The following is a 4,100-nucleotide window of genomic DNA, read 5'->3' on the forward strand; positions in this document are numbered from 1 at the left end:
GTGCAGCCTCGATAATGCCTTTATTAACCTCTAAAATAGAGTTTTCAAAGAGTCGCGCAAGATAAGGCGCAATGAATATAACAAGCGGTACGATGGCCGCCGTTGTACCAACCCGAGTACCAACAATCATCTTTGTTAATGGTAAGATAAACACCATCAAGATGATAAATGGGACGGAACGCACAATATTAACAATTGTATTTGTAATGGTGTAAACAATGCTATTTTTAACAATACCATTCGGATTTGTTACCACCAGTGTCACTGCGATAATCAGCCCTAGTACGGTACCAATGAATAGAGATAGGAACACCATGTATAATGTTTGTTCTGCAGCTAGTAATAACTGCGAACCTGGAACACCAAGTTCTTGCATGAAGAAGTCCATTATAGTGTCACCTCCTGCCATTCAATACCTTGTGTCACAAGATACTCTTTCACCTTGCCCACCTCAAGATCGTCGCCAATAAACTGAACAATAAAAATACCAAGTACTGTATGCTCTAGCTCTGTTACGGTAGCGAATAATACACTTGTTTCCAAATCAAATGTTTTATTAATATGATATAGAACATTATCGGTCGTATTATTTCCTAAAAAGTGCATCTTAAGAATTGTATATGGCCTTTTATCACAAGCCAAGGTATGTTTCACTGTTGATGGAATTTCATCAGGAATTACAGTACGTACAAATCGTTTAGTTGTTTCATGTTTAGGTTTACTAAACACCTCAAGTACAGAGCCACTCTCTATAAGCTTTCCATGTTCCATAACCACAACGCGGTTACAAATTTTTTGAATTACATCAATCTCATGAGTGACGATAACAACTGTTACCCCAAGTTCACGATTAACGCGCTCCAATAATTGAAGAATAGACTCTGTCGTATCTGGATCAAGAGCACTTGTTGCTTCATCGCATAAAAGAATCGATGGATCTGTAGCTAACGCACGGGCAATGCCAACGCGCTGCTTTTGACCACCTGATAATTCACCTGGATAGGCATTTGCTTTATCCCCTAAATCAACAAAGTCTAACAAGGTTTTAACCTTCTTATCAATCTCTGATTTAGGAACCTTATTTAGAATTAATGGAATCGCCACATTATCATATACAGACTTAGCATTCAACAAATTGAACTGTTGAAATACCATGCCGATGCGCTTACGCACCTTTCTAAGCTCGTTAAAACTTAAGCCATTGATATTCACACCATCTATTTCAACATGACCAGAGGTAGATACCTCTAAGGCATTAATCATGCGAAGCAGTGTAGATTTACCAGCTCCACTGAAGCCAATTATGCCAAATATATCGCCTTTTTCTATGGTAAAGTTTACATCAGATAATGCAGTAACCTTTTGCTTATTAACGTCAAACTCTTTCGTTACATTTCGTATAGCAATCACTGTACCACCTCTTTCCCTACAAGATAGTAGGAATTAATCTTAACTTAAAACATATCTTTAAGGTATGTTTTAATTATGTACTTAGATTACTACAATTTATAAGGACTGTCAAACAAAAAAGAACCTTACCCATCAATAGGTTAAGGTTCTCTTTTATATAACGCTTATATTATAAGGGTTTATATCCCTATTTTTATATCTTTTACATCAAATCTAGATGATTCAGACTCTAACAAAATTAACTTATCTATATCGATTAAAGAGATATAAGGATCCTAAAATAACAGGTGCCCCAATATAGAGGCCCATATTTGGTATTTCGCCTAATAAAAAGGCTGCTACTATAGCTGCCACAATCGGCGAGATATACATAAAATTAGTTACATCAGACACCTTTTCGGCATGTTCAAAGGCATAGCTCCAGAATACAAATCCTAATGCACTAGAGAAGAATGCTAAGTACAACATAGCAAGCTTTGCACTAATAGGTGCGGCTCCAATCATATCAATAGCGTGATCTGCAAATGGCAATGCCATAATAGCACCGGTAAACATGGACCACATGGCAATAGTGATGGAGTTATACCCTTTCAAGCTAAGTCCGCGATTCAGAATATTATAAACTGCAAATAGTACCATCCCTATCAACGTCCATATGGCGCCCATAGGAATCGTTAAGGTTGAGTTCCAAAGAATAATAACCGCTACACCTACAAAGGCTGTTACAGTGAAAAGCCACCCAATAGGTCGTATTCTATCTTTATAAACAATCAATGCCATCAGTGCCGTTACCATCGGCGTTAATGCCATAATAATACTCGATGTTGCTGCCGGTATTGTTCGTAAGCCTTCGTTAAACACAACTTGGTAAATGAAGTTCCCTGTAGCGCCTAATAAAATATATACGCCCCACTCACGCCAAGATGTAGGAATGTGTAAACCTTTGAATACACCAATAATCAGCATGAGTATAGCACCACCTACAACCCTTGCTACAGATAGGGTCAAGGCGTCTACAGATTGCAATGCCACTTTTCCAAAAGGGAACGCCGTAGCCCATACGGCAATGGTAGCAGATGCCCCTAAGATAGCTTTCATTCGATTTGTCATTAGCATCCACCTTTCTACGTAGTTCCTAAATCAATACTATCTAAATATTACCATATTAAGGCCCTAGTATTCCAAGAATGTACATCACACTATATCGAATACTTTCTATTTATTGATATAAATTTTCATTATTTAAAGATAATACAAAAATCAAAATTCCAGGTACACACCTCCATTTTTACCAACTTAAACGTTATAATTACTGGATTTTAAATGATAAACCTATTATTGTAGAATTTTAAATAAGAACTATTCTTACGAAAATCGCATGGCATGTATTGAAAATATATATCATTTAAAATTTGTGAAATCGAAACAAACATTGTACACTATAGGCATAGAAATCTATAGTTATATCCTTTTATGGAGGTGCAAAATGCAACATACTGCATGGAAAGATTTTAACACAGGTGTGTGGGATAAAGCCGTTGATGTACGCGACTTTATTCAAAGAAACTATATCCCCTATGAAGGGGACGACTCCTTCCTTGCTGGTCCTACAGAAAGAACGACAAAATTATGGGACCAAGTAATGAAGCTTTACGAAGAAGAACGTGAAAAAGGCGGCATGCTCGATGCCGATACTTCCGTGGCCACACACATTACTGCCCATGCGCCAGGATATATCGACAAAGACCTTGAAACAATCGTTGGTTTGCAAACTGACAAACCGTTAAAACGCGCTATGTTCCCTTATGGTGGCTTGCGCACAGCGAAATCCGCTATTGAAGAATACGGCTTCAAAATGGATCCGCAAACAGAAGACTTCTTCAGAAAACATCGTAAAACTCACAATGACGGCGTATTTGATGTATATACACCAGAAATGCGTGCTGCTCGTACAGCTCATATCGTAACAGGTTTACCTGATGCTTACAGCCGTGGCCGTATCATCGGTGACTATCGCCGTATCGCGTTGTACGGTGTTGATTACCTTATCGAAGACAAAAAAGAACAATTCAGCATCACAATGGGCGATATGCTGGAAGATGTAATTCGCGACCGCGAAGAAATCCAAGAACAAATTCGTTCCTTGAAAGAATTAAAAGAAATGGCTGCGTCTTATGGTTACGACATTTCTGGACCAGCTAAAGACGTTAAAGAAGCTATGCAATGGATCTACTTCGGCTACCTTGGCGCTATTAAAGAGCAAAATGGTGCTGCTATGTCCATCGGCCGTAACTCTACATTCCTCGACATCTACGCAGAACGTGACCTTCGCAATGGTACATATACAGAAGAACAAATCCAAGAATTCGTAGATCATTTCATCATGAAATTGCGTATGGTTCGCTTCGCACGTATCCATGAATACAATAATTTGTTCACAGGTGACCCTGTTTGGACTACTGAATCTATCGGTGGTATGGGTACTGACGGTCGTACATTGGTTTCCAAAATGTCCTTCCGTTACCTACATACATTGACTAACCTTGGTCCTGCTCCAGAACCAAACCTCACTGTATTGTGGTCCCCTCGCATGCCTATCGGCTTCCGCCGCTTCTGTGCGAAATTGTCCATCGAAACATCTTCCATCCAATACGAAAATGACGACTTGATGCGTCCTAACTCTGGTGATG

4 protein-coding genes are annotated in these 4,100 nt (G+C 38.9%); 1 reads left to right on the top strand and 3 read right to left on the bottom strand.

Annotated features, from left to right (window positions below; genetic code table 11):
• The 3 genes from QZR70_RS08570 to QZR70_RS08580 form a co-directional block, all read right to left on the bottom strand.
• A partial coding sequence (locus QZR70_RS08570) for an ABC transporter permease subunit (RefSeq protein WP_363661714.1) occupies positions 1-388 on the bottom strand: 388 nt, incomplete at its 3' end.
• On the bottom strand, positions 388-1,410 hold the full coding sequence (locus QZR70_RS08575; protein WP_295794520.1) for a methionine ABC transporter ATP-binding protein: 1,023 nt from the start codon (positions 1,408-1,410) through the stop codon (positions 388-390). The genes QZR70_RS08575 and QZR70_RS08570, both read right to left, overlap by 1 nt.
• 243 nt (positions 1,411-1,653) lie before the next feature.
• Entirely contained in the window at positions 1,654-2,520 is an 867-nt protein-coding gene (locus QZR70_RS08580; protein WP_295794521.1) for a DMT family transporter, read from the bottom strand.
• 376 nt (positions 2,521-2,896) lie between these two features.
• Between QZR70_RS08580 and QZR70_RS08585 the strand changes: the two genes are divergently transcribed.
• The coding region (locus tag QZR70_RS08585; RefSeq protein WP_295794524.1) for a pyruvate formate lyase family protein at positions 2,897-4,100 on the top strand (1,204 nt) is incomplete at its 3' end.

The organism is uncultured Veillonella sp. (assembly GCF_900545205.1).
Taxonomy (GTDB): Bacteria; Bacillota; Negativicutes; order Veillonellales; family Veillonellaceae; genus Veillonella.